The sequence below is a fragment of the Frigidibacter albus genome (assembly GCF_009908165.1).
GTDB classification, from domain to species: domain Bacteria; phylum Pseudomonadota; class Alphaproteobacteria; order Rhodobacterales; family Rhodobacteraceae; genus Frigidibacter; species Frigidibacter albus.
This window is the reverse complement of record NZ_JAAAUC010000003.1, coordinates 36081-60569: the sequence shown is the minus strand read 5'-3', so window position 1 is coordinate 60569 and position 24489 is coordinate 36081. Positions and strand designations below refer to the sequence as shown.

At 66.7% G+C, this 24489-nt stretch carries 22 protein-coding genes; 11 read left to right on the top strand and 11 right to left on the bottom strand.

Going from position 1 to position 24489, the window contains the following annotated elements:
• The first annotated feature begins 37 nt into the window (after window positions 1–37).
• The 6 genes from GVY41_RS05250 to uxaC are packed head-to-tail and all read left to right on the top strand — an operon-like array spanning window position 38 to window position 6225.
• The gene (locus tag GVY41_RS05250; protein ID WP_161344698.1) at window positions 38–766 is read left to right on the top strand and encodes a GntR family transcriptional regulator; all 729 of its coding nucleotides are present in this window, start codon (window positions 38–40) and stop codon (window positions 764–766) included.
• Entirely contained in the window at window positions 763–1989 is a 1227-nt protein-coding gene (locus tag GVY41_RS05245; RefSeq protein ID WP_161344700.1) for an AGE family epimerase/isomerase, read from the top strand. Before GVY41_RS05250 ends, GVY41_RS05245 begins: the two co-directional genes overlap by 4 nt.
• Before the next feature lie 25 nt (window positions 1990–2014).
• Entirely contained in the window at window positions 2015–2992 is a 978-nt protein-coding gene (locus GVY41_RS05240) for a C4-dicarboxylate TRAP transporter substrate-binding protein (protein ID WP_161344702.1), read from the top strand.
• A 59-nt stretch (window positions 2993–3051) separates the two neighbouring features.
• Complete coding sequence (locus GVY41_RS05235; RefSeq protein WP_161344704.1) at window positions 3052–3543, top strand: TRAP transporter small permease; 492 nt, start codon at window positions 3052–3054, stop codon at window positions 3541–3543.
• Complete coding sequence (locus tag GVY41_RS05230; protein WP_161344706.1) at window positions 3540–4832, top strand: TRAP transporter large permease; 1293 nt, start codon at window positions 3540–3542, stop codon at window positions 4830–4832. Before GVY41_RS05235 ends, GVY41_RS05230 begins: the two co-directional genes overlap by 4 nt.
• Before the next feature lie 4 nt (window positions 4833–4836).
• Window positions 4837–6225: a glucuronate isomerase gene (gene uxaC / locus GVY41_RS05225; protein ID WP_161344707.1), complete on the top strand. Its 1389-nt coding sequence runs from the start codon at window positions 4837–4839 to the stop codon at window positions 6223–6225.
• A gap of 76 nt (window positions 6226–6301) precedes the next feature.
• Here the strand turns inward: uxaC and GVY41_RS05220 are convergent, their stop codons facing one another.
• From GVY41_RS05220 to denD, 10 genes are all read right to left on the bottom strand, one after another.
• Window positions 6302–7243 carry an ABC transporter substrate-binding protein gene (locus GVY41_RS05220; RefSeq protein ID WP_161344709.1) on the bottom strand — a complete coding sequence of 314 codons (942 nt, stop codon included), beginning with the start codon at window positions 7241–7243 and terminating at the stop codon, window positions 6302–6304.
• 27 nt (window positions 7244–7270) lie between these two features.
• Window positions 7271–8257 carry an ABC transporter permease gene (locus GVY41_RS05215; protein WP_161344710.1) on the bottom strand — a complete coding sequence of 329 codons (987 nt, stop codon included), beginning with the start codon at window positions 8255–8257 and terminating at the stop codon, window positions 7271–7273.
• Entirely contained in the window at window positions 8254–9762 is a 1509-nt protein-coding gene (locus GVY41_RS05210) for a sugar ABC transporter ATP-binding protein (protein ID WP_161344712.1), read from the bottom strand. Before GVY41_RS05210 ends, GVY41_RS05215 begins: the two co-directional genes overlap by 4 nt.
• Complete coding sequence (locus GVY41_RS05205; protein WP_202456076.1) at window positions 9759–10901, bottom strand: Gfo/Idh/MocA family protein; 1143 nt, start codon at window positions 10899–10901, stop codon at window positions 9759–9761. The genes GVY41_RS05210 and GVY41_RS05205 overlap by 4 nt, the downstream gene beginning before the upstream one ends.
• Window positions 10902–10904: 3 nt before the next feature.
• Complete coding sequence (locus GVY41_RS05200; protein ID WP_161344714.1) at window positions 10905–11957, bottom strand: sugar phosphate isomerase/epimerase family protein; 1053 nt, start codon at window positions 11955–11957, stop codon at window positions 10905–10907.
• Between the two features lie 11 nt (window positions 11958–11968).
• Window positions 11969–13279: a xylose isomerase gene (xylA, locus tag GVY41_RS05195; protein ID WP_170301121.1), complete on the bottom strand. Its 1311-nt coding sequence runs from the start codon at window positions 13277–13279 to the stop codon at window positions 11969–11971.
• The gene (locus tag GVY41_RS05190; RefSeq protein WP_202456077.1) at window positions 13270–14316 is read right to left on the bottom strand and encodes a LacI family DNA-binding transcriptional regulator; all 1047 of its coding nucleotides are present in this window, start codon (window positions 14314–14316) and stop codon (window positions 13270–13272) included. Before GVY41_RS05190 ends, xylA begins: the two co-directional genes overlap by 10 nt.
• Window positions 14317–14433: 117 nt before the next feature.
• Window positions 14434–16212, bottom strand: a complete 1779-nt coding sequence (locus GVY41_RS05185) for an IlvD/Edd family dehydratase (RefSeq protein WP_161344718.1) — start codon at window positions 16210–16212, stop codon at window positions 14434–14436.
• Window positions 16213–16215: 3 nt separating this feature from the next.
• Entirely contained in the window at window positions 16216–17097 is an 882-nt protein-coding gene (locus tag GVY41_RS05180) for an NAD(P)-dependent oxidoreductase (RefSeq protein ID WP_229725962.1), read from the bottom strand.
• The gene (gene denD, locus GVY41_RS05175) at window positions 17094–18074 is read right to left on the bottom strand and encodes a D-erythronate dehydrogenase (protein WP_161344720.1); all 981 of its coding nucleotides are present in this window, start codon (window positions 18072–18074) and stop codon (window positions 17094–17096) included. The genes GVY41_RS05180 and denD overlap by 4 nt, the downstream gene beginning before the upstream one ends.
• Before the next feature lie 200 nt (window positions 18075–18274).
• Here denD and GVY41_RS05170 point away from each other — a divergent pair, with 200 nt between their 5' ends.
• Window positions 18275–18988 carry a FadR/GntR family transcriptional regulator gene (locus GVY41_RS05170; RefSeq protein ID WP_161656864.1) on the top strand — a complete coding sequence of 238 codons (714 nt, stop codon included), beginning with the start codon at window positions 18275–18277 and terminating at the stop codon, window positions 18986–18988.
• A 111-nt stretch (window positions 18989–19099) separates the two neighbouring features.
• Window positions 19100–20269, top strand: coding sequence for a fumarylacetoacetate hydrolase family protein (locus GVY41_RS05165; RefSeq protein WP_161344724.1), 1170 nt, complete (start codon window positions 19100–19102; stop codon window positions 20267–20269).
• Window positions 20270–20313: 44 nt separating this feature from the next.
• On the opposite strand, the gene gntR is transcribed toward GVY41_RS05165, so the two are convergent.
• Complete coding sequence (gene gntR, locus GVY41_RS05160; protein ID WP_161344726.1) at window positions 20314–21363, bottom strand: HTH-type transcriptional regulator GntR; 1050 nt, start codon at window positions 21361–21363, stop codon at window positions 20314–20316.
• A 199-nt stretch (window positions 21364–21562) separates the two neighbouring features.
• On the opposite strand from gntR, the gene GVY41_RS05155 reads away from it, so the two are divergent.
• Genes GVY41_RS05155 through GVY41_RS05145 form a run of 3 tightly spaced genes read left to right on the top strand, consistent with a single transcriptional unit; the run spans window position 21563 to window position 24422 of the window.
• Complete coding sequence (locus GVY41_RS05155) at window positions 21563–22096, top strand: TRAP transporter small permease (RefSeq protein ID WP_161344728.1); 534 nt, start codon at window positions 21563–21565, stop codon at window positions 22094–22096.
• Complete coding sequence (locus GVY41_RS05150) at window positions 22093–23370, top strand: TRAP transporter large permease subunit (protein ID WP_161344730.1); 1278 nt, start codon at window positions 22093–22095, stop codon at window positions 23368–23370. The genes GVY41_RS05155 and GVY41_RS05150 overlap by 4 nt, the downstream gene beginning before the upstream one ends.
• A gap of 44 nt (window positions 23371–23414) precedes the next feature.
• Window positions 23415–24422 carry a DctP family TRAP transporter solute-binding subunit gene (locus tag GVY41_RS05145; RefSeq protein WP_161344732.1) on the top strand — a complete coding sequence of 336 codons (1008 nt, stop codon included), beginning with the start codon at window positions 23415–23417 and terminating at the stop codon, window positions 24420–24422.
• Window positions 24423–24489 lie beyond the last annotated feature (67 nt).

The window sequence follows — 24489 nt, the reverse complement described above, 5'->3', positions numbered from 1 at the left end:
GAAGTATGGCTATAGCCTTTTTGCAGGGAGGACGGCCATGGACGCGAATCTTGTGCAGGTTCAGCTTCTGGAGCAAAGCGCGGCCGTCGGGCCGCAGCTGCACCGGATGCTGCGCGACCGGATCATCCGCGGTCATATCGCGCCCGGCGCCCGCATTTCCGAGACCGAGATCGCCAATGCCTATGCCGTGTCGCGTCAGCCGGTGCGTGAGGCGTTCATCAAGCTTGCTGAAGAGGCCCTGGTCGAGGTTCGCCCGCAGCGCGGCACCTTCGTCAGCCTGATCTCTGTCTCGGCGGTGATGACGGCACGGTTCATCCGCGAGGCGGTCGAGGCCGACGTTGTCCGCCGCGTCGCCGAACGCGCCGATGCCACGGCGATGGCGCTGCTAGATGACCGGATGGCGCAGCAACGCGCGCTCGGCCCCACCGCCACCGGCGAAGAGTTCATGCGGCTGGATGAGGATTTCCACCGCGCGCTGGCCGAGATCGCCGGCGAGGCCGCGGTTGCCGACCACCTTGAAGAGCTGAAGATCCACATGAACCGCGTGCGCCATATCAGCGCCCGGCAGCTGTCGCGCGAGCGGCTGATCGACCAGCATTCCGATGTGGTGGAGGCGATCCGCAGCCATGACCCGGCCCGGGCCGATGCGGCGATGCGCCTGCATCTGCGCGAGATCGTGGCGGACCTGCCCGGCATCGTGGCCGCACAGCCGGAGTTCTTTGCCGGAACACCGTCCGGAACACCCTCCGCCGGGTCCGTGGCATGAGCGCGGTGCTGGAGTCCGGCTTTGCACAGGGTGCAGGCGGGCCGGTCAGCGGCGCGGACGATTGGGCTTCGTGGTTCTGGGCGGAATTCTTGACGGGTTGGCTGGCCCGGGTTCACGACGAGCAGGGCGGTGTGTTCGACATGCTGGGTGCCGATGGCCGGCCGGTGCTAGCGGCGGAAAAGACCGTGCTGGCGCAGGCGCGTGTGCTGTTCACCCTGTCGCATCTGGCGCTTCTGTCCGGCGATCCGGCGATGCTCGCCGCTGCGGATCACCAGGCCAGTTTCCTGCCGCGGTTCCGCAAGGCGCCCGGCCTCTACCGACGCGCCCTGCGCCGCGATGGCAGCGTGACCGGCCTTGCCGGCGATGAGGTCGCGCGCAGCTATGACCAGAGCTTCGTCATCCTCGCGCTGGCGACCTGGAACCGCCTTGCGCCCCGCGAGGGGACGGCGGCAGAGATCGACGCCTGCTGGACGGCGCTTGCCACCACGCTGACCGATCCCGCGACCGGGCTGCTGCTGGAGGATGACAGCGTCACCGACCCCGCCGCGCCGGACGCGCCGCTGCGCGCGCAGAACCCGCATATGCATCTGTATGAGGCTTGCCTGCAGGCCTTCGAGATGACTGGCAATGACCTGTGGCAGACGCGCGCCGCGTCGCTGCGGGCCTTGGGCCTGCAGCATTTCCTCGACACCGGGACCGGCAGCATCGCCGAGTTCCGGGCGCCGGACCTCGGCCCCCTGCCCGGCGCGGCCGGGCTGCGCCGCGAGCCCGGGCACCAATGCGAATGGGCCTGGCTGCTGGGGCGCGAGGCAGAGCTTGGCGGCGATCCGGCGCTGCGCGGCACCGCCGCCACGCTGATGGCCTTTGCCGATCGTTGCGGGTTTTCCGGCGCCGGTCCGCTGCAGGGCGCGGCGTTTGATGCTGTAGCGGCAGACGGCGCGGTGATGGAGCACAGCTTCCTGCTCTGGCCGCAGACCGAGGCGATCAAGGCGCTTACCTTGCGCCACAGGGCCGGGGAGGCCGCGGCGGGGACCCGCGCGCGCGCGCTGCTGTGCCTGATGTTCGAAGGCTGGTTCGCGGGGCGCAAGTCCTTCGTGAACCAGCTGGACGCCGCGGGCGAAAGCCTGTGGTCCGAGGCGCCCTCGCGCCTGCTCTACCACGTTGCACTCGCGCTGACCGAAGGCGCGCGTGCCGGGCTCTGGCCGGGACTTCCCCGGCGCTGAACGATTTTCAAGGAGGAGAATCACCATGACCATCAAGACACTCGGACTTGCCGCCGCCCTGCTGGCGACAACCGCCACAGGCGCGCTGGCCGAGGTCAAATTCGCCCTGTCCACCTCGCAGAACGCGACCGATCCGCTGGCGATTGCCATGGAAGAAGCCGCGGTCCGCATCGAGGAACGCACCAATGGCGAGATCGATGTGACGGTCTATCCGTCCTCGCAGCTTGGCTCGGACAATGACGTGCTCGAACAGATCCGCAACGGCGCCGCGATTGCGGTGCTGGTGGATGCGGGCCGCCTTGCGCCGTTCAAGCAAGAGCTTGGCATCCTGTCGGCCCCCTATCTGGTGGAAGACTGGACCCAGTACGCCGCCATCACCGCCTCCGAGCCCTATCTGGAATGGGTCGAGGATCTGGCCGACACCTCGGGCCTGCGCCTGCTGAACTACAACTGGTTCCAGGGCACGCGGCAGATGTTCACCACCAATCCGGTGACCAGCGCGGCCGATCTTGCCGGCGTGCGCGTGCGCACCATCGACGCGCCGGGCTGGCTGGCGACGGTGAACGCGATGGGCGCGACGGCGGTGCCGATGGCGTGGTCCGAGGTCTATTCGGCGCTGCAACTGGGCGCCATCGACGGGGCCGAGGCGCAACTGACCGGCGCATACGGGATCAAGCTGCATGAAGTGACCGGCAACCTTGCCTTCACCAACCATGTGCAGCTGGTAACCGGGCTGACCACCTCCGAGGCCTGGTTCAGCGGCCTGACCCCGGAACAGCAGGCCATCGTGTCCGAGGAACTGGCCCAGGCGGGCGACGATGCTTCGGCCGCGACCGTTGCCAAGGGCGAGGAAGTGCTGGCCGAGATGAAGGCCGGCGGCATGACCGTGAACGAGGTCGACCCCGAGGAGTTCCGCGAGCTGACCGCCGGCGTCTATGCCGAACTGGGGCTGGAAGAAGCCCGGGCGGCGCTGCAGCCGTTCATCGACGCGGCAAAACCCTGATCTGCACCCGGGCGCGGCAGCCTTGCCGCGCCCTTTTCTTGAACACCGGGATCCCCTCCATGTTGAAACTGCTGGACCGCGCCGAGGAATACATGGCCGTTCTGCTTCTGATCGGAACGGTGGCGGCCGTGCTGGCGGGGGCCATCGGCCGGTCCGTCGGATATCCCTTTCCCGCAGGCCCCGAGATCGCGCAGCTGCTGCTGATCTGGACCTGCATGTTCGGCGCCGATCTGGTGCTGAAGCGCGGCGAGCATATCCGCATCTCGGCCCTGCCCGATGCGCTGCCGCCCAATGGCCGCCGCCTGCTGCACCTGATCTGCGTGATCTGCATCATGGGGTTCCTGGGCTATTGCGGCTGGCTCGGCTGGCTTCTGGCCACGTCGAACTGGGCGCGCGAGATGGGCGCATCGGGCCTGTCCTATGGCTGGGTGACGCTGGCCTTCCCAGTGGGCTGCGCACTGATGATGATCTCGATGGTCCGGCGGATCTTCGAGCATGGGCTGCTGTTCTCGATCGAATCCGAAACCCGCGGCCGGGAGCAACTGCTGTGATTTCCTTCCTCCTCCTGTGCCTCGCGCTTGGCTTCATGGTCATCGGCATGCCGGTCGCCTTCGCCATCGGCGTGTCGAGCGTTCTGTATTTCCTGCTGCCCTCGACCTTCATGCCCGACATCACCGCGGTGCAGCGCATCGTGGCGGCCAGCCAATCCTTCCCGCTGCTGGCGGTGCCGCTGTTCATTCTGGTCGGCCACCTGATGAACGGATCGGGGATCACCCCGCGGATGATGACCCTTGCCTCGACCCTCGCGGGCTGGATGCGCGGCGGGCTGGCGCAGGTCAGCCTGCTGCTGTCGGCGCTGATGGGCGGGATCTCTGGCTCTGCCGTCGCAGATGCCGCGATGCAGTCGCGCATCCTGGGCGGGCCGATGATCAAGGAGGGATACTCCAAGGGCTTCACCGCGGCGCTGCTGTCGGTGGGCGGGCTGATCACCGCGACCATTCCGCCCAGCCTTGGCCTGATCCTCTACGGCTTTCTGGGCGAGGTCTCCATCGGCCGGCTGTTCATCGCCGGCATCATGCCGGGCGTGTTCCTGACCATCGCGCTGATGATCGCCACCGCCTGGATCTCGAAGAAACGCGACTACAAGCCGGTCAATGACCGCGCCCCCACCTGGCGCGAGGTTGGCGCGGCGGTAAAGACCGCCTTCTGGGCGATCCTGTTCCCGGTCTGGCTGATCGTCGGCATCCGCTTTGGCATCTTCACCCCCTCCGAGGCGGGGGCCTTCGCCGTCGCCTATGCACTGATCGTCGGCGTGCTGATCTACCGCGAGCTAAACTTTGCCGCCATCGTCGATGCGCTGCTGCTCTCGGTGCGCGACATCGGGATGATCATGCTGATCATCCTGCTGTCCGGCGCCTTTGGCTATGTCATCACCTTCGAAAGGGTGCCGCAGACACTGGCCGAGATCACCACGGGCCTGTTCACATCGAAGATCGCCCTGCTGTTCGCCATCTCGGCCTTCCTGCTGATCTTCGGGATGCTGGTCGAGGCGACGGTGATCGTGATGCTGCTGACCCCGATCCTGGTGCCGGTGATCACTGCCGCCGGGGTGGACCCGGTGCATTTCGGCCTGATCATGATGACGCTGGTCACCTTTGGCGGCATGACCCCGCCGGTCGGCGTGTCGATGTTCACGGTCTGCGGCATCCTGAACTGTTCCTACAAGGACTACACCAGAGAGCTGATCCCGCTGGCCATCGCGGTGCTGAGCGTGGTGTGCATCATCATCGTCTTCCCGCAGGTCGTGCTGTTCCTGCCCAACCTGATGATGGGGAACTGAGGTGATGCTGCATCCCGACCGGCTGTTCCCGGCCGACCCGGCGACTCGCGCCCTTGCGCGCGAGCTTTACGCCGCGGTTGCAGGGCAAGGCATCGTCTCGCCCCATGGCCATACCGATCCGCGCTGGTGGGGCGAGAATGCCGCCTTCGCCAATCCGGCAGAGCTGCTGGTGATCCCCGACCACTATGTCGTGCGGATGCTGATCAGCCAGGGCGTGCCCTATGAGGCGCTTGGCATCGGCGCGGGGGCCGAGGCCGATCCGCGGGCGATCTGGCGAACCTTTGCGGAACACTACCACCTGTTCCGAGGCACGCCCTCGCGGCTGTGGTTCGACCATGCGCTGTCCGAGGTGTTCGGCCTGACCGAGCGGCTGTCGGCTGCGAATGCCGATGCGCAGTATGACGTGATCGCCGGGCATCTGGCGGACCCGGCCTACCGGCCGCGGGCGCTGTATGACCGGTTCGGGATCGAGGTGATCGCCACCACCGACAGCGCGCTGGACGATTTGGCCTGGCACCGGATGGCGCAGGAGAGCGGCTGGACGGGGCGGGTCGTGCCGACGTACCGGCCCGATGCGGTGATCGACCCCGAGGCGGAGGGTTTCGCCCAGAACCTGGACCGGCTGGCAGAGATCACCGGCTGCGATACCGGCGACTGGCAGGGGTATCTGGATGCGCACCGGGCGCGGCGGGCGTTCTTCCGGTCCATGGGCGCAACGGCGACCGACCACGGCCATGCGACGGCGCAGACCGCGAAACTTGCGGAGGGCGAGGCGGCGCGGCTGTTTGGCCGGGTGCGGGCGGGCAATGCCTCGGCGGCGGATGCCGAGCTGTTCCGCGCGCAGATGCTGACAGAGATGGCGAAGATGTCGGTCGAGGACGGGCTGGTGATGCAGTTGCATCCCGGATCGTTCCGCAGCCACAGCCCTGATGTGCTGGCACGCTATGGCCGCGACCGCGGCTTCGACATTCCGGTGCCGATCAGCTTTACCGCGGCGCTGAAACCGCTGCTGGACGTGGTGGGGATGGACCCGCGGATGCGGCTGATCCTGTTCACGCTGGACGAGACGACCTATGCGCGCGAACTGGCGCCGCTGGCCGGGGCCTATCCTGCGCTGCGGCTTGGCCCGCCCTGGTGGTTCAACGACAGCTTCGAGGGCATCCGCCGCTTCCGCGAGCTGGCGACGGAAACCGCGGGCTTCCTGAACACCGTGGGCTTCAATGACGACACCCGCGCGCTGTGCTCGATCCCGGCGCGGCATGATGTCAGCCGCCGGGTGGATTCGGCGTTTCTGGCGGAGTTGGTGATCTCGCATCGCCTTGATGAGGCGGAGGCGTTCGAGCTGGCACCGCTGCTGGCAGGCGGGCTGGCCAGGGACGGGTATCGGCTTTAGCCCCCACATGATTGCGCCGGGCTTTGGTGCCCGGCGCAAGGTCGCAGTTTGAACCGGCGCGCCGCGCCGGGACCGATCAGAACGGGCTGTCGGGGTAGTAGAACGTCTCGGCATTCTCCGGCGTCACCAGAACCGAGCCGATGATGAAGTTGCCAGAAACCGGCGCCTGCGACACAAGGCCGACGGCGGTGATTTCAATGGCGGTGGCGATCATCGACGGCGGATAGGTCACGTTCGCCGGGATCATCGTGTCGCCGTCCATCACTCGCTTGACCATCTCTTTCATGCCGGCGCCGCCGAGCACGAACTTGACGTCATCGCGCCCCGCCGCCTCGATGGCCGCCAGCACGCCGACCGCCATGTCATCGTCCGACGCCCAGACCGCGTCGATCTGGGGATGCCGGGACAGGAAATCCTGCATGACGGTGAAGCTGTCATCGCGGTTCCAGTTGCCATGCTCCATGCCGATGACTTCGATGTTCTTGCCTTCGATGGCCGCCTCGAAGCCTTCCACACGCTCATTGTCGATGGTGGTCGGAATGCCGCGCAGCACGACGATCTTGCCGCCATCTGGCATCGCCGAGGCCATGTATTCGCCCGACACGCGGCCAAAGCCGGGGTTGTCGCCTGCGACATAGAGGTCTTCGATGCCGGGCACCGACAGGCCGCGGTCCACGACCGTGATCCACGCGCCCGAGGCCTTGACGTTCTGCACCGGGCCGGTCAGCGGCTCTGATTCAAACGGCAGCACCACCAGCGCGTCGATGTTGCGGGTGGCGACCATGTCCTCGATGTCGTTCACCTGCTTGCCCGGGTCGGACGCCGTGGCGAGCACGAAGTCGAGCTCGGGATAGGCCTCTTCCAGCCGGTCGATGGCGGCCTGGGCAAAGTAGTTCATGCCGCCCGCCCAGCCATGGGTCGCGGCCGGGATCGACACGCCGATCACCTTGGTGTCCTGCGCGAGGGCCGGCACCGCCAGCGCAACCGACAGGGCAAGCCCCGATACGAGATGTTTCATTAGATTACTCCTCCCTAGATGCCGGGGTCAGGCCCCCGGTTTGCTTTCGCGCTGCAAGACCACAGCGAGAACGATGATCAGCCCCTGGATTGCTCCGTTCAGGTAGGGCGATACGAAATCCGTCAGGTTCAGGATGTTGCCGATCAGCGTGAGGATCAGCACACCGATCACCGTGCCCCAGACCCGGCCGAAGCCGCCCTTGAGCAAGGTGCCCCCGATGATCACGGCGGCAATCGCCTCCAGCTCCCACAGCACGCCGGTGGAGGAGGAGGCAGAGCCAAGCCGAGGCACATACATGATGGTGGCGACGCCCACGAGCAGGCCCAGCATCACATAGGTCGCCATCCGCACCCGGCCCACCCGGACGCTGGAATATTTGGCGACCTGGTCGTTGGAGCCGATGGCGGCGCAATGGCGGCCGAAGACCGAGGAGCGCATGGCGATCTCGCCCAGGATCACCACCACGGCAAACACGATGATCGGCCAGCTGATGCCAAGGATGCCGCCATAGAACACCGGCTGGTAGAAGGTGCGCAGCCCGAAATCGAGGCTGAGCGTGCCGCCATCGGCCAGCCAGGTCACCAGGCTGCGGTAGATGCCCATGGACCCCAGCGTCACGATGAACGCCTCGATCCCCAGCACGGTGATCAGGAAGCCGTTCAGCCAGCCCGCGATCAGCCCTGCCACCAGCGCCGTCGCCATGCCCAGCAGGATGATCGGCACGCCGATCCCCAGCGAGGGCAGCGCCGCGTTCATCACCAGGATCATGAGGCCTGCCACGAAAGCGGCCATGGAGCCGACAGACAGATCGAGCCCACCGGCGGTGATCACGAAGGTCATGCCGACGGCGATGATCCCGATGAAGGCCGAGCGGGACAGCACGTTGCTGATATTGTCGGGGCCAAGGAAGTTGGGGTTCATCAGCGCGCCCATCACGATCAGCGCGATCAGCGCCGCGATCGGGCCGATCACGGACATCGACACCTTGGGTCGGGCCTGAGGCTTGACGGTCATTGCGCAGTCTCCAGTACCGGGGCGCGTTGCCCCACACCCATCGCCAATTGGACGATGGCATCTTCGGTGAGCGACGCGCCCTGTACCTCGCCGGCGATGCGCCCCTGGCGCATCACCAGAACGCGGTCGGCGAGGCCGATCACCTCTTGCATTTCCGATGAGATCACCACGATGGCGCGGCCCTGATCGGCCAGCCCGCGAATGAAGCCATACATCTGCTGCTTGGTGCCGATGTCGATGCCGCGCGTGGGCTCGTCGATGATGACGATCTCGGGGCTGGACAGCATGGTCTTGGCAAACAGCAGCTTTTGCTGGTTGCCGCCCGACAGGTTGCCGACCCGCACCGCGCGGCTGCCGCGGATGTCGAACTCGGCGATGGCCCTGGTGAGGGCTGTTTCTTCCGCACCCTTGTCGATCAGCCCGCGGGCAAAGCTGTGCAGCGCCTGCAGGGTCAGGTTCTCGCGCATGCCCTTTTGCAGCAGCAACCCGCGGGTCTTGCGATCCTCGGTCAGGTAGCACATGCCAAGGTCCAAGGCCTCCCACGGGTGGCGAATGGTCACCGGCTGACCCTTGATCCGCACCTCGCCCGTGGCGGGGCGCAGGCCGCAGAGCCCTTCGAAGGTTTCGGTGCGGCCCGATCCGATCAGCCCGGCGATGCCGAGGATCTCGCCGCGCCGCAGGGTGAAGCTGATATCCTCGGCAAAGCCGGGCACCGTCAGCCCCCGCACCTCCAGCGCCATGTCGCCAAAGCGGCCGGTCTTGGCGGGGAACAGGTCCGACATCTCGCGCCCGACCATCGCGGTGGCCATGGCGCGTTCGTCCATTCCCTCGGCGGGGCCGGAGAACACCACCGCCCCGTCGCGCATGATGGTCAGGTCATCGGCAATCTCGCGCACTTCATCCAGCTTGTGCGAGGTGAACAGCACTGCCGTGCCCTTGTCGCGCAACGCGCGCACCTGCCGCATCAGCACCGCGGTTTCCGATTTGGTCAGCACGGCGGTGGGTTCGTCCATGATCAGCACCCGGGTGTCGCGCAGCAACGCCTTGGCGATCTCCACCATCTGCTTGTCGGAGTTCGACATCTGCGAGACCACGCGGTCCGCCGGCACACGGCAATCGAGGCGGTCCAGCAACTCTCGCGTCCTGGCGCGCATCGCGCGCTTGTCCAGCAGCAACCCGCGCTTCAGCTCCTGCCCCAGGAAGATGTTCTGCTCGGCGGTCAGCTGCTCCGCCAGGTTGAATTCCTGGTGGATCAGCGAAATGCCAAGCGCTTCGGCCTCGCCCAGAGAGGCAAAGGCGGTCTCGCGCCCGTCCACATGGACGGTGCCGGAGCTGGGGGGCTGATAGCCGGCCATGATCTTCATGGTGGTCGATTTGCCCGCCCCGTTCTCGCCGATCAGCGCATGGACGCGGCCGGGGCGCAGCGCCATGCTGACGCCGTGCAGCACCTCGATGGGCCCGAAGCTGCGGCTGACATTGGACAGGGCCAGCACGGGGTCCGTCACAGCGCCACCCAGGCGGCATCGTCCTGCGAGGAGGCGACGGCGGCGGCGATGAAGCGCATCCCGGCAAGGCCGGCATCGAGGCCCGGCAGCAGGTCCAGCACCGCCGCCCGCTCTCCCTTCGCCGAAGCGCGGATCGCCTGCGCGGCGCCGGCATAGATGTTGGCGAAGCCCTCCAGATAGCCCTCGGGGTGGCCGCCCGGCGTGCGGCTGACGGCGCCCGCCGCCGCCGAGGCCCCTGCCCCGCCCCGCGTCAGCAGCCGCTTGGGCTGGCCGAAGGGCATGTGCCACAGGTAGTTCGGATCCTCCTGCGCCCAGTCGAGCCCGCCCTTCTCGCCATAGACGCGCAGGCGCAGGGCATTCTCGTTCCCGGGCGCGACCTGGCTGCACCAGAGGCTGCCCCGCGCCCCGCCCGCAAACCGCAGCAGGATATGCGCATTGTCATCCACCCGCCGCCCCGGCACGAAAGACTGCAGGTCGGCGGCCAGCTTTTCCACCTGCAGCCCGGTGACGAAACAGGCCAGGTTATGCGCATGGGTGCCGATGTCGCCGATGGAGCCGCCCGCGCCCGAGCGTTCGGGGTCGGTGCGCCATTCGGCCTGCTTGTTGCTGCCGGTCGCCTCCGACGCCTCGGTCAGCCAGTCCTGCGGGTATTCCACCTGCACCACGCGGATGCGGCCCAGATCGCCCGCCGCCACCATCTCGCGCGCCTGACGGATCATCGGGTAGCCGGTGTAATTGTGCGTCAGGATGAACAGCGCCTGCGAGCCGCGCACCGCCGCCGCCAGTTCCTCCGCCTGCTCCATCGTCGCGGTCAGCGGCTTGTCGCAGATCACATGGATGCCGCGCCTCAGGAAGGCGATGGCTGGGGCCGCGTGCATGTGGTTCGGCGTGACGATCGACACCGCCTGAATGCCGTCGGGCCGCGCCGCCTCGCGCTCTGCCATCTCCTCGAAGCTGCCATAGCAACGGTCCGGCGCAAGGCCGAGCGCCAGCCCGCTTTCGCGCGCCTTGTCCGGCGTGGAGGACAGTGCCCCCGCCACCAGATCATAATCGCCGTCGATCCGCGCCGCGATGCGGTGGACGGCGCCGATGAAGGCGTCCTTGCCGCCGCCGACCATGCCCAGCCTGATCTTTTCCATCGCTCAGATCCCCAGCATACGGCGGTTGGCGGCATCGTCGGCGCCGCCGCCCGCGAAATCGTCAAAGGCCTTTTCGGTGACGCGGATGATGTGCGACTTCACGAACTCCGCCCCCTCGCGCGCCCCGTCTTCGGGGTGCTTGAGGCAGCATTCCCATTCGACCACGGCCCAGCCGGCAAAGTCGTTCGCTGCCATCTTGGAAAACACCGCCCCGAAATCCACCTGCCCGTCGCCAAGGCTGCGGAAGCGCCCGGCGCGGTTCGTCCAACCCTGATAGCCGCCATAGACACCCTTGCGCCCGGTCGGGTTGAATTCCGCATCCTTGACGTGGAACATGCGGATGCGGTCCTTGTAGATGTCGATATTGTCCAGGTAATCAAGGCATTGCAGGACGTAGTGCGAGGGGTCGTACAGCATGCAGGCCCGCGCGTGGTTGCCCGTCCGCTCCAGGAACATCTCATAGCTGTCGCCGTCATGCAGGTCTTCGCCGGGATGGATTTCATAGCAGACATCGACCCCGCAGTCCTCGGCATGGTTCAGGATCGGCACCCACCGCCGCGCCAGCTCGTCAAAGGCGGCTTCCACCAGACCCGCCGGGCGCTGCGGCCAAGGGTAGACGAAGGGCCATGCCAGCGCGCCCGAGAAGGTCGCGTGGGCGTCGATGCCCATGTTGCGCGAGGCGGTGAGGGCCTTCTTGACCTGATCCACCGCCCAGTCCTGCCGGGCCTTGGGGTTGCCGCGCACGGAAGGGTCGGCAAAGCCGTCGAAGGCCTCGTCATAGGCGGGGTGGACGGCGACCAATTGGCCCTGAAGGTGGGTGGACAGCTCCGTCACCTCCACGCCGTTGGCGGCGGCGACGCCCTTGAACTCGTCGCAGTAATCCTTGCTGTCCGCGGCCTTGGCCAGGTCGATCAGCCGCGCATCCCAGCTGGGCACCTGCACGCCCTTGTAGCCGCAGTCCGCGGCCCATCTGGTGATGCTGTCCCACGAGTTGAACGGCGCGCCATCGCCTGCGAATTGCGCCAGAAACAGCGCCGGTCCCTTGATCGTCTTCATGGCTCCCCCCTTCAGACGTAACGGTTCACGAGGTTTTCAAGCTGCTCTTGCCGGCCCGACACCGGCTGCGGATCGAGCCCGCGCGCCACGGCGGCGTCGGCGATCTGATCCAGCCGCGCGCCCGGGGCCAGCATGGCCTGCGCCGCCTCGCTTTGCCAGCCGGCATAGCGAGCATCGCGCGCGGCTTCCAAGCGGCCTTCTTCCAGCATCTTCGCCGCGGCCTTCAGACCGCGGGCGCAGACATCCATCGCGCCGGCATGGGCGGCGACCAGATCCTCGGCGTCCAGCGACTGGCGACGGATCTTGGCGTCGAAATTGGTGCCGCCGGTGGTGAAGCCGCCGCCCCTGAGGATCTCGTAATAGGCCAGCGCCACTTCGGGCACGTTGCTCGGGAACTGGTCGGTATCCCAGCCCGATTGCTGGTCATTGCGGTTCATGTCGATCGATCCGAAGATGCCAAGCGCATTGGCCAGCGCGATCTCATGCTCGAAGCTGTGGCCCGCAAGGATCGCGTGGCCCTGCTCGATATTCACCTTCACCTCCTCCTCCAGCCCATAGCGGCGCAGGAAGCCATAGACGGTGGCGACGTCGTAATCATACTGGTGCTTGGTCGGTTCCTGCGGCTTCGGCTCGATCAGGATCGCGCCCTTGAAGCCGATGCGGTGCTTGTAGTCCACGACCATCGACAGGAACCGGCCCATCTGGTCCAGCTCCTTCCCCAGATCGGTGTTCAGCAGCGTCTCATAGCCCTCGCGCCCGCCCCAAAGCACGTAATTCTCGCCCCCCAGCCGCTGGGTCACGTCGAGGCAGTCGCGCACCGTCGCGGCGGCATAGGCGAAGACATCCGGGTCGGGGTTCGTCGCCGCGCCCGACATGTAGCGGCGGTTGGAGAAGAGGTTGGCGGTGCCCCACAGCAGCTTGGGCCCGCCCGCCTCCATCTTCTGCTGGAAGATGTCGGCGATTCGGTTCAGCCGGTCGCGGCTTTCGGCCAGGCTGGCGCCTTCGGGGCGCACGTCATGGTCGTGGAAGCAGTAATAGGGCGCGCCGAGGATGCGGAAGAAGTCGAAGGCCGCCTCCGCCCGCGCCTCGGCCAGTGCCATCGTGTCGGCGGGGAACCAGGGCCGCTCGAAGGTGCGCCCGCCAAAGGGATCGCCGCCTTCCCAGCCGAAGCTGTGCCAATAGGCGACGGCAAAGCGCAGGTGGTCCTTCATCGGTTTGCCAAGGACGATCTCGTCCGCATCGTAGTGACGGAACGCAAGGTTCTCGCTGTCCGGTGCAAAGCTCAGCGGGGCGATTTTTCTGAAATAGTCGCTCACGTCCATCCTCCATTGGCATTTTGGTCAGGCAGGTTGTCTGCCAGGTAGATTGTCGGGACGACGCGGCTGTCCGGGGCAGGCATGTCGTCGGCAATGGCGCGCATCGCGTCGATGGCGCGGCTGATTTCTTCGGCCGGCTTCTGGTCGATGACCGCGTCGATCACCCCCCGCTCCAACGCGGCACGGCTGTGCGGGGTCAACTCGTGCAGCACGGCCACGGGGCGCGGGCCGGTGATCCGGTCCAGCAGCTCGATCAGCCCGCGGTTGCCGCCGCCGATCGAGTAGATCCCGGTGATGCCGGGATCGCCCTGCAAGATGTCGCTGAGGCGGCCCAGCATGATCTCGGGCCGGTCCTGCACCTCGATGGGCGGCAGGATCTGAAGGCCGGACCCGGCGGCCGCAATCACTTCGGTCGCGCCCTGCAGGCGGTCGCGGTGGTCGCGCACGCCAAGGGTGCCCAGGATCGGCTGGACCTTCCCCGTCCGGCCCAGATGGGTCAGGCGCATCAGGCGGCCCGCGGTGCGGCCGGCGATGACGTTGTCGATGCCGATATAGGACTGGCGCAGATCGCTGGCGCTGTCGGAGACGAGGGTGATGACCGGCAGCCGGTTCTCGACCAGCCGACGGATCGCCGTATCCAGCGCCGCCGAGTCCACACCGATCAGCGCGACACAGTCGTAATCCTCGGGATTGGTCGCGTCGAGTTCCGCCGCGAGCGCCTCTGCGTCGAAGGCCGGGACCTCGCGGTGGGTGATCACCAGCCGGTCCACCATGCGCCGGACGGTTTCGCGCGCAAGCGCCTCGCGCAGGACGGTGAAGAAGCCGTGATCGCCCCGCGGCAGAAGAAAGAGGAAGCGGTAGTTGCGGCGCCGCGACAGGTTGGCGGCGTGAATGTCGCGCCGGTAGCCCAATTCCTCGATGGCGCGCTGGACACGCTGCGCGGATTTCTCCGCGACACCGCCCCGACCATTCAAGACGCGATCAGCTGTCGAATAACTGACACCTGCTGACCGCGCTACATCATGCAGCGTGGGGCTTCTCATGATTCTCCTCCCACGAAGAGCCTCACAGAGGAGATGATAGACGTCAATCAGTTTTGACAGACGTCTATCATTCTGCCGCAGCAGGACCTCCCGCGCGCCGCGGGCGGCTCCGTCTGGCTAGTGGTTGTGCCGCGGCAGGGTGCGCGAAATGCCGCGGAAATCGTCGGCGCCCTCAATGATCGCGCCATCCGACAGCTGCGTCACCGTTTGGCGATAGAGGCGCTGCCACGGGGTCGCATCTGCCGGAATCGGCGGGGCAGGCTCGGTCTTGCGCCGGGCGATCTCGGTATCATCGACCAGCATGTCGCAACGGCCCTTGTTGAAGTCGATGCGGATCACATCGCCGCTGCGCAGCAGCGACAGGCCACCGCCCACCGCGCTTTCGGGTGAGGCGTTGAGGATCGAGGGACTGTCCGCCGTACCCGATTGCCGCCCGTCGCCGATGGTGGGCAGCGACTGGATTCCCCGCTTCAGCAAAGCGTCAGGCGGCTGCATGTTCACGACCTCGGCCGAACCGGGCCAGCCCACGGGCCCGGCGCCGCGGATCACCAGGATGGTGCGCTCGTCGACGCCGAGGTCCGGGTCGTTGATGCGGGCGTGGTAGTCCTCGGAGCCGTCGAACACCACCGCCTTGCCCTCGAACACGCCCTCATTGCCCGGCTCGCTGAGATAGCGGTCGCGGAACCCGTCCGACACGACGCTCATCTTCATGATGGCGAAGTCAAAGAGGTTGCCGCTGAGCACCAGGAACCCCGCCCGCTCGCGCAGCGGCTGCGCGAAGGGGCGGATCACCTCGCGGTCCGTAGCCTCGCGCCCTTGCAGGTTCTCGCCCATGCTCTGCCCGGTCACCGTGCGGCAAGAGGGCTCGATCAGCCCCGCCTGCAGCAGCTCCCACATCACCGCGGGCGTGCCGCCGGCGCGGTGATAGCGCTCGCCGAGATAGGCGCCCGCCGGCTGGACATTCGCCAGCAGCGGGATGTCGAGGCCGTGCAGCTGCCAGTCTTCGGGATGCAGTTCCACCCCCGCATGTTTCGCCATGGCCGCCAGATGCGGCTGCGCGTTGGTGGACCCGCCGATGGCGGAGTTCACGCGGATGGCGTTCAGGAACGCCTCGCGGGTCAGGATGTCCGAGGGCTTGAGGTCTTCCCACACGATCTCTACCGCCCGGCGCCCGGTGCGATAGGCCATCTGCCCCCGCTCGCGGTAGGGGGCCGGGATCGCGCCGCAGCCGGTCAGCGACATGCCAAGCGCCTCGGCCAGCGCGTTCATGGTCGAAGCGGTGCCCATGGTGTTGCAATGGCCGACCGAGGGCGCGGATTCCAGCGCGGCCTGCAGGAATTCCTCGCGGTCGATCTCTCCGGCCGCATATTTGCGCCGCATCCGCCAGATCACGGTGCCCGAACCGACCAGATCGCCATCATGCCAGCCATCCAGCATCGGCCCGCCCGACAGCACGATGGCCGGAATATCGACGGTGGAGGCTGCCATCAGCGCCGAGGGGGTGGTCTTGTCGCAGCCGGTGGTCAGCACGACCCCGTCCAGCGGATAGCCGAACAGCACTTCCACCAGCCCCAGATAGGCCAGGTTGCGGTCCAGCGCCGCGGTCGGGCGCTTGCAGTTCTCGAAGATCGGATGGGTCGGGAACACGATCGGAATGCCGCCCGCATCGCGGATGCCGTCGCGCACCCGCGTCACCAGATCCATATGCACCCGGTTGCAGGGCGTCAGGTCGCTGCCGCTTTGCGCGATGCCGATCACTGGCTTGCCCGACCGCAATTCCTCGGGCGTGATCCCGTAGTTCATGAACCGTTCGAGATAGAGCGCGGTCATGTCGAGATGGTCGGGATTGTCGAACCAGTCCTGCGAGCGCAGACGGCGTTTGGGGGTGTCGGCCATGATCTACGCTCCGGTTTTCGGGTTCTGCGCTTCAAGGTGAAGCAGAAGCGCACTGTGATCCATCTCCGCGCCGCCGGTGGCGACGAAATCCGCGAAGGCCTCGCGCACGTCTTGGGTCAGCGGAAGGGTCAGGCCAAGGTCTGCCGCAACAGCCAGTGCCGTGTCGAGGTCTTTGAGCTGCAGCCGCGAGGGCCCGCCCGGTTCGAACCGCCGTTCCACCATCCGCGCACCGTGCAGATCGAGGATGCGGCTTTCGGCAAAGCCGCCGCGGATGGCATCGCGGAAGGCCGCGCGCGAGGCGCCGCCGGCTTCGACCAGCACCATCGCCTCGGCCAGCGCGCCGATGGTGACGGCGACGATCTGCTGGTTGGCCAGCTTGCAGACCTGCCCGGCCCCGCTTGGCCCGACATGGGTGACGCGGCCAAGGGCGGCGAAGACATCGGCGAGGCTGTCCACAACCGCTGCATCCCCGCCGGCCATGATCGCCAAGGTGCCGGCCTCGGCGCCCACCGTGCCGCCGGAGACCGGCGCATCCAGATGGGCGATGCCGACTGCGGCCAGCTTTTCAGCGTGCGCGCGGGCCAGCTTCGGCGCGATGGAGGAGGTGTCGACGACCACGGCGCCCGCCTTCAGCGCATCGGCAGCGCTCTGCGCGAACAGCACGTCACCGACCGCATTGCCATCACTCAGCATGGTGAAGACAATGTCCGCGCCCCGCACCGCCTCGGCCGCCGTCGCCGCGACCTTGGCACCGTCCACGGCAAGCGCCTCCGCCTTGCTGCTGTCGCGGTTCCAAACAGTCACCGCAAAACCTGCCCCCAGCAACCGGCGCACCATCGGCGCGCCCATCAGGCCGGTGCCCAGGAAGGCGATGGCGCGGGTCACAGCGTTCCCCCAAGCTCGTCCTCGATATGGACGCGGATGATCTCGTCAAAGCTGGCTTCCGCGGTGAAGCCAAGCGCGAGGGCGCGTGTCGCCTCGAACCCCGGGGCCCAGCCGTCGCACATACGGGTAATCATCGCGTCCGGCTCGCGCCGGATCAGCGCAACCGCCTTGTCGCCGGCCACGCGGCGGAGCGCCTCGATCTGCTCGCCCACCGTCGCTGACAGGCCCGGCATGGACAGGTTGCGGCGCGGGCCGACCGCGTCAACGTCAATCGTCGCCGCGTGCAGCAGGAAGCCGACCGCCGAGCGCGGAGAGACATGCCAGTGGCGCACCGTATCGGGCACCGGCAGCACGGCCTCTTGCCCCACCAGCGGCTCGCGCAGGATGTTCGAGAAGAAGCCCGACGCCGCCTTGTTCGGCTTGCCCGGCCGGATGCAGACCGTGGGCAGGCGGATGCCGATGCCGTCAAAGAACCCGCGGCGCGAATAGTCGGACAGCAGCAGCTCGCCGATGGCCTTCTGCGTGCCATAGCTGGTAAGCGGCGTGGTGTGGAAGTCGTCGGGGATCGGGTAGGGCAAGGGCGCGCCGAACACCGCGATGGAGGACGCGAACACCACCCGCGGGCGGTAGCCGTCTTGCTGCGACGCAAGGCGGACCGCGTCGAACAGGAGGCGGGTGCCATCAAGATTGATGCGGTAGCCCTTGTCGAAATCCAGCTCAGCCTCGGCCGAGACGATGGCCGCCAGATGGAAGATCATGTCGGGGCGGGCAGCGACCAGCGCCTCGGCCTCGCCGGGGGTCGAGAGGTCGGCGGCCCGGAGGTCGACATGGCCGGCGAACTTCGGGGCCTCGGGCGCGATCACATCGAGCAACGTCAGCCGGTCGACCGCGCGCCCCTGAATGGCGCCCTCTGCCACGATCCGCTGGGTAAGCTTGCGCCCCAGCATTCCGGCGGCGCCGATTATGGCTACATGCATTCGCATCCCCTCCCACGGGCGAGGCTGCCTTGCCGGCCGCCTCGAAACAACTTGTAGGGTTGTCTGATAACCGTGTATCGATGGTTTGAAAACAGGAAACTGCGGAAGCGCCCGTGGGGCGGCAGCGACCACCCGCCAGATCCCGGTTGCCAGATCGGGGCGATGTCGCGAAGCTGTGACCCGTTCAAGAAGGATATGTGATGTCGTCGTTCCAGCAGCTGTCGCGCACCGAGCATCTGCCCAAGCGCATTGCCGAAGAGATCGGCCGCGGCATCGCCGGCGGGCGGTTTGCATCGGGGGACAAGCTGCCGACGGAACACATCCTGGCCCAGACCTTCGGCGTCAGCCGGTCGGTCGTGCGCGAGGCCATCGCGCAGTTGCGCAACGAGGGCATGGTGGAGACCCGTCAGGGCGTCGGCGCCTTCGTCACCGACCCGCAGCGCCGCGCCACGATCCGGGTGGAGCAAGCAAGCCTTGCCGACCCGGTCAGCCTGCGCAACTTCTTCCAGCTGCGCCTGCCGCTGGAGGTCGAGGCGGCGCGCCTTGCCGCCCGGCACCGCACCCCCGCCGAGATCGCGGCGCTGGACGCGGCGCTCGACGGCATGGTGCAGGCGCGCGACTGGCTGGACGAGGGGGTGAAGGCCGACCTTGCCTTCCACCGCGCTTTGGCGGCGGCCACGCAGAACGAATTCTATGCCATCTTCCTGGGCTATATCGCCGAGAAGACCAGCACGAGCATCAACACCTCTTTCCCGCGCGAGATGGGGGCCGAGATCGTCAAGGTCACCATCGGCGAACATGCGGCGATCCATGGCGCGGTGGTTGCGGGCGATGCGCCGCGCGCTGGCGAGGCGATGCGCCAGCACCTGATCAATTCGGCGGCCCGGCTGGGGATCACGCTCGAAACCAGCTGACCCTGCACGCCCTATGCCGAAGCGCTGGACAGGTCCGCGCGGCGCCGGTATAGACATTTTCATGGATTCAGTTGTCAGACATCCGACAAGCAGGTTTCTGGGGAGGAATGCATGGCCGAGACGCAGAGACTGACCGCCCGCGAGATCCTGCCGCAGGACAGCGCCACTGCGCTGCTGGTCGGCCGCGTCTGGTCGAACGCTGCGGGCGGCCCCTGCCCGGTGTTGCTGCAAGGCAGCCGCGTTCTTGACCTGACTGGCCTCGCGCCGACGCTCTCGGCCGTGCTGGAGCTTCCGGGTCTGCCTGATATCGCCCGCCTTGCCCAGGGCTGCGCCGAGCTTGGCGCGCTGGATGACTTCCTGTCCGGCGCTGCCGGGCAGCTGCTGGCCCCCGTCGATCTGCAGGCCGTGAAGGCCGCCGGCGTGACCTTTGCGGGCAGCATGCTGGAGCGGGTGGTGGAGGAGCACGCCAAGGGCGATGCCGGCCGCGCGCAGGAAATCCGCGCGCGCCTTGCCCCCGTTCTGGGCGAGAGCCTGCGCGGGGTCGAGGCCGGGTCTGCCAAGGCGGCCGAGGTCAAGATGCTGCTGCAGGGGCTTGGCCTGTGGTCGCAGTATCTGGAGGTCGGCATCGGCCCCGACGCCGAGATCTTCACCAAGGCCCAGCCGATGTCCTCGGTCGGCTGCGGCGCCGATATCGGCATCCATCCCAAATCCGAATGGAACAACCCCGAGCCGGAGATGGTGCTGGCGATCACTTCGGATGGCCGGATCGTCGGCGCGACGCTTGGCAATGACGTCAACCTGCGCGATTTCGAAGGCCGCTCGGCCCTGCTGCTGTCCAAGGCCAAGGACAACAACGCCTCTTGCGCCCTTGGCCCGTTCATCCGGCTGTTCGATGCGGACTTCACGCTGGACGACATGAAGGGCGCCGAGATCGCGCTGCGGGTTACGGGCGAAGACGGCTTCGCGCTGGACGGGCTCAGCCCGATGCGCGCGATCAGCCGCAGCCCCGAAGACCTTGCCGGGCAGTTGCTGAACCGCAACCATCAATATCCCGACGGCGCGGTGCTGTTCCTTGGCACGATGTTCGCGCCGACCAAGGACCGCCGCGGCCCCGGCCTCGGCTTCACGCATGAGATCGGCGACCGGGTCGAGATTTCCTCGCCCCGCCTTGGCCGCCTGGTGAACTGGGTCCGCCGCACCGACGAGTGCCCGGAATGGACCTTCGGCATCGGCGCGCTGATGGCCAACCTTGCCCGGCGCGGAGTTCTGCGCGCCGGTTGAACCGCTATCGAAGGGAGGGAGGAGTCATGGCCGACAACAGCAGCTCAGCCCGCCGCGCGGACCCGGCCTGCGCCGCGATCCGTGCTCTCGCGCGGCATCAGCTGGCAGCCCAGATCGACATTGCCCGGCTCGGGCCTCTGCCCCCGCGCCGCCGCCGCGATCATCTGCACGGCGCCCTGCCCCATCTCGTAGCAGGGCGTCTTGATGGACGAGAGCGAGGGCGCGCTGGCGGCGGCATATTCGATATTGTTGTAGCCCATGATGCCGAACTGCCCCGGCACCCGGATATGCCGGCGCTGGCATTCGAACAGCGCGCCAAGCGCCATGTCGTCGTTGTTGCAGAACACGGCATCGGCATCGGGCGCCATCGCCAGAAACTCGCCGAACATCCGGCTGCCAAGCGCGACGGAGGTGGGCTGCGGCGAGGTGAGGATCAGCGCGTCGTCGAACAGGTCCGCCTCGGTCAGCGCGTCGATATAGCCATCCAGCCGCTTCTGGCTGCGGGGGTCCATCCGCGCGCCGATGAAGCCGATGCGGCGATAGCCCTGATCGACCAGATGCCGCGTCGCCGCATAGGCCGCGCGGCGATGGTCGAAGCCGATCATCATGTCCACCGGGTCGGCGCTGACATCCATGATCTGCACCACGGGGCAGCCAAGGCCCGACAGGATCGCCCGCGTCTCGGGGGATTGGTCGACACCGGTCACGATCAGGCCCGCCGGGCGTTGCGCGGCGAAGACCTTCAGCAGCTCCTGCTCCTTGCTGTCCCGGTAGCGGGTGTTGGCGATCTGCACCTGGTAGGGCGTCTGTTCGGCGGCATCGTAGATCCCGCGCAGCACATCCACAAACACCAGGTTCGAGATCGAGGGAATCAGCACCCCGATGGTCGAGCTGGTGGCCGAGACAAGCGCCCGCGCTGCCTCGTTCGGGGCATAGCCAAGGGCCTGAACCGCCTCGGAAACCCGCGCGCGCATCTTGGCGGACACCCGGTCGGGCGTGCGCAGGGCGCGGGATGCCGTCATAACGCTAACATCGGCAAGCGCGGCGACGTCCTTCAGGGTTACAGACCTGTAATCACTAACTATTTTCTTCATTCTACCCCCATTCCCTGCGGAAGTAACGACGCGAGTGGTTGACAATGTTATACGTTACCAAATATGAACCAGCCAAGGGACATCGGCAAGGGAGGAGACCTTCCGATATCCGGATCAATCGCCGCACCCATGCCGCGATACCCCTTGCGGGAGGAGACTCGATCATGTGCCTGGCGCTCTGGACAGAAGGTGTTCGCGCATGACCAGATTTTCCGACATCGCCGTGAAGCTTGTCGAGCTCGTGCTCGCCGCCTTGCTGGCGGGCATGGTGCTGATGGTGGCGACCAATGTCGTGCTTCGCTACGGGTTCAACAGCGGCATAACCTTCTCGGAAGAAATGTCCCGCTATTTCTTCGTCTGGCTGACCTTCATCGGTGCCGTGCTGGCCTTCAAGGAGCACGGTCATATCGGCGTCGAGACCATCGTGCGGCTGTTCGGCCGCCGCGGCCGCGTGATCTGCATGTTCATCTCGAACCTGATCATCCTGGGCTGCGCGGGCGCGTTCTTCCACGGCACCTGGGTCCAGCACCCGATCAATGCGACGATGAGCGCGGCGGTGATCGATCTGTCGATGATCTGGGTCTACGGCATCGGCTATTTCACCGGAGGCGGCGTGGCCCTGATCGCGCTGATGCGCATCATCCAGATCCTTACGGGCCGCGTGACCGAGGCCGAGATCGCCCGCTTCGTGGGCGAATACGAAGAACCCACTTCTGAAGGGCGCGCATCGTGACCATTCTCGTCTTCCTCGGCACGCTGTTTGCCACCCTTGCCATCGGTGTTCCCGTGGCCTTCGCGCTGATGGCCACGGGCATCGTGCTGATGTCCTACATGGGCATCTTCAACACCCAGATCATCGCGCAGCAGATGATCACCGGCGCCAACACCTTCACCCTGCTGGCGGTGCCTTTCTTTCTGTTGGCGGGCGAGTTGATGAACGCAGGCGGCCTGTCGCGCCGGATCGTGGACTTTGCGGTCACCTGCTGCGGCCATATCAAGGGCGGGCTCGGCTATGTCGCCATCATGGCGGCGATCATCATGGCCTCGATGTCCGGCTCTGCCGCGGCCGACTCCGCCGCGCTGGCCGCCATCCTGGTGCCGATGATGCGCGATGCCGGCTACAACGTGCCGCGCGCGGCCGGCCTGATGGCCGCCGGCGGCATTATCGCGCCGGTGCTGCCGCCCTCGCTGGCTTATATCATCTTCGGGGTTGCCGCGAACGTGTCGATCACCGGGCTGTTCCTGGGTGGCATCGTCCCCGGCCTGATGATGGGCGCGGCGCTGGCGCTGATGTGGAGCTTCGTCGCCCGCAAGGAAACCGTCATCCCGCTGCCGCGCCGCTCTGGCAAGGAGCGTCTGCAGGCGGGGGGCGCCGCGATCTGGGCGCTGTTCATGCCGGTGATCATCCTGGCCGGGATCCGCTTCGGCATCTTCACCCCGACCGAGGCGGCGGTGGTCGCAGCGGTCTATGCCCTCTTCGTCGGCGGCGTGATCTACCGCGAGCTGACCTGGAACAGCCTCTACCGCGTCTTCGTCAACGCCGCGAAGACCACGGCCATCGTGATGTTCCTTGTCGCCTCGGCGCTGGTGACCTCCTGGCTGATCACCTCGGCCAACATTCCCAACGACCTGATCGGGCTGGTCGAGCCGCTGATCGAAAGTCCGCAGCTGCTGATGCTTGGCATCGTCGCCCTGCTGCTGGTCGTGGGCATGGTCCTTGACCTTGCCCCGACCATCCTGATCTTCGCCCCCGTCCTGATGCCGGTCACCCGGGCCGCCGATATCGACCCGGTCTATTTCGGCATCATCTTCGTGATGACCACCTGCATCTCGCTGATCACCCCGCCGGTCGGCGTCGTGCTCAACGTGGTCAGCGGTGTGTCACGGGTGCCATTCGGCAAGGTGGCGCAGGGCGTGTTGCCCTTTATCGCTTCTCAGCTTGTCGTGCTCGCCCTGCTTCTTGCCTTCCCGCAGATCGTGCTGGCCCCGCTGGCCTGGATGCGGTGACCCGACACTGTCAAAATAACCCGCAAAATCGGAGGAGTTTGCATATGAAGACCCTTATCACCACCTCGGTGGCCGCCGTCCTGGCCCTTACCGTCGCCATCCCGGCCAGCGCCGAGATTTCCGAACGCACCATCCGCATCGCCAATGGCGTGGCCGAGGATCACCCGGTCGGCGACGGCGTCGAAGCGATGCAGGCCTGCGTCGAGGAACGCACCGGCGGCGCCTGGACCATCAACGCGTTCTGGAGCTCGTCGCTCGGCGATGACCTGCAATCGGCGCAGTCGCTGCGCTCGGGCACGCTGGAAATGGTCGTCTCCTCGACCTCGCCGCTGGTCGCCATCGAACCGGCGCTTGGCGTGTTCGACCTGCCCTTCCTGATCTCGAGCGAGGCAGAGGCCGACGCGCTGCTGGACGGCGAGTTCGGCAAAATGATGTCCGACAAGATGCAGGCGCATAACCTTGTGAACCTCTCGTTCTGGGAGAACGGGTTCCGCAACCTGTCGAACTCGCTGCGCCCGGTCGAAACGCTCGAGGACTTCAACGGCATGCGCGTGCGCGTCATGCAGAACAACATCTTCCTCGATACGTTCGAAACGCTCGGCACCAACGCGACGCCGATGGCCTTTGGCGAGGTGTTCACCGCGCTCGAAACCGGCGCCATCGACGCGCAGGAAAACCCCTATGTGACCATCGACACCTCGCGCTTCTACGAAGTGCAGGACTACGTGTCGAACACCCGCCACGCCTACACGCCGTTCATGGTCCTGTTCTCCAAGCCGATCTTCGACACCTATTCGGCTGAAGAGCAGCAGATCCTGATGGACTGCACCGCGACCGGTCAAACCGCGCAGCGCGACTCCAGCCGTTCGCTTTCGGAAGAATCGCTGCAGCGGATCAAGGATGCCGGGCTGGAAGTGAACGACATCTCGGAAGAGGCGATGACCGAAATCCGCGAAGCGGTTGCCGGCGTCTATGAGCGCGGCGCAGACTCGATCGGCGCCGATGTCATCGAGCAGGTCCAGGCCGAGCTGGCCACCATCCGCGGCCAGTAACTCTGGCCCGTTGAACAGAGGGGCCGGGGCCATGTGCCCCGGCCCTTTGGTGCAGGCCCCCCATGAA

What these genes read in the sequence shown, in the direction of transcription:
- GVY41_RS05250 (WP_161344698.1), top strand. Translation starts at nt 38, where the DNA reads ATGGACGCGAATCTTGTGCAGGTTCAGCTTCTGGAGCAAAGCGCGGCC.
- GVY41_RS05245 (WP_161344700.1), top strand. Translation starts at nt 763, where the DNA reads ATGAGCGCGGTGCTGGAGTCCGGCTTTGCACAGGGTGCAGGCGGGCCG.
- GVY41_RS05240 (WP_161344702.1), top strand. Translation starts at nt 2,015, where the DNA reads ATGACCATCAAGACACTCGGACTTGCCGCCGCCCTGCTGGCGACAACC.
- GVY41_RS05235 (WP_161344704.1), top strand. Translation starts at nt 3,052, where the DNA reads ATGTTGAAACTGCTGGACCGCGCCGAGGAATACATGGCCGTTCTGCTT.
- uxaC (WP_161344707.1), top strand. Translation starts at nt 4,837, where the DNA reads ATGCTGCATCCCGACCGGCTGTTCCCGGCCGACCCGGCGACTCGCGCC.
- GVY41_RS05220 (WP_161344709.1), bottom strand. Translation starts at nt 7,243, where the DNA reads ATGAAACATCTCGTATCGGGGCTTGCCCTGTCGGTTGCGCTGGCGGTG.
- GVY41_RS05215 (WP_161344710.1), bottom strand. Translation starts at nt 8,257, where the DNA reads ATGACCGTCAAGCCTCAGGCCCGACCCAAGGTGTCGATGTCCGTGATC.
- GVY41_RS05205 (WP_202456076.1), bottom strand. Translation starts at nt 10,901, where the DNA reads ATGGAAAAGATCAGGCTGGGCATGGTCGGCGGCGGCAAGGACGCCTTC.
- GVY41_RS05200 (WP_161344714.1), bottom strand. Translation starts at nt 11,957, where the DNA reads ATGAAGACGATCAAGGGACCGGCGCTGTTTCTGGCGCAATTCGCAGGC.
- xylA (WP_170301121.1), bottom strand. Translation starts at nt 13,279, where the DNA reads ATGGACGTGAGCGACTATTTCAGAAAAATCGCCCCGCTGAGCTTTGCA.
- GVY41_RS05190 (WP_202456077.1), bottom strand. Translation starts at nt 14,316, where the DNA reads ATGAGAAGCCCCACGCTGCATGATGTAGCGCGGTCAGCAGGTGTCAGT.
- GVY41_RS05185 (WP_161344718.1), bottom strand. Translation starts at nt 16,212, where the DNA reads ATGGCCGACACCCCCAAACGCCGTCTGCGCTCGCAGGACTGGTTCGAC.
- denD (WP_161344720.1), bottom strand. Translation starts at nt 18,074, where the DNA reads ATGCATGTAGCCATAATCGGCGCCGCCGGAATGCTGGGGCGCAAGCTT.
- GVY41_RS05170 (WP_161656864.1), top strand. Translation starts at nt 18,275, where the DNA reads ATGTCGTCGTTCCAGCAGCTGTCGCGCACCGAGCATCTGCCCAAGCGC.
- GVY41_RS05165 (WP_161344724.1), top strand. Translation starts at nt 19,100, where the DNA reads ATGGCCGAGACGCAGAGACTGACCGCCCGCGAGATCCTGCCGCAGGAC.
- gntR (WP_161344726.1), bottom strand. Translation starts at nt 21,363, where the DNA reads ATGAAGAAAATAGTTAGTGATTACAGGTCTGTAACCCTGAAGGACGTC.
- GVY41_RS05155 (WP_161344728.1), top strand. Translation starts at nt 21,563, where the DNA reads ATGACCAGATTTTCCGACATCGCCGTGAAGCTTGTCGAGCTCGTGCTC.
- GVY41_RS05145 (WP_161344732.1), top strand. Translation starts at nt 23,415, where the DNA reads ATGAAGACCCTTATCACCACCTCGGTGGCCGCCGTCCTGGCCCTTACC.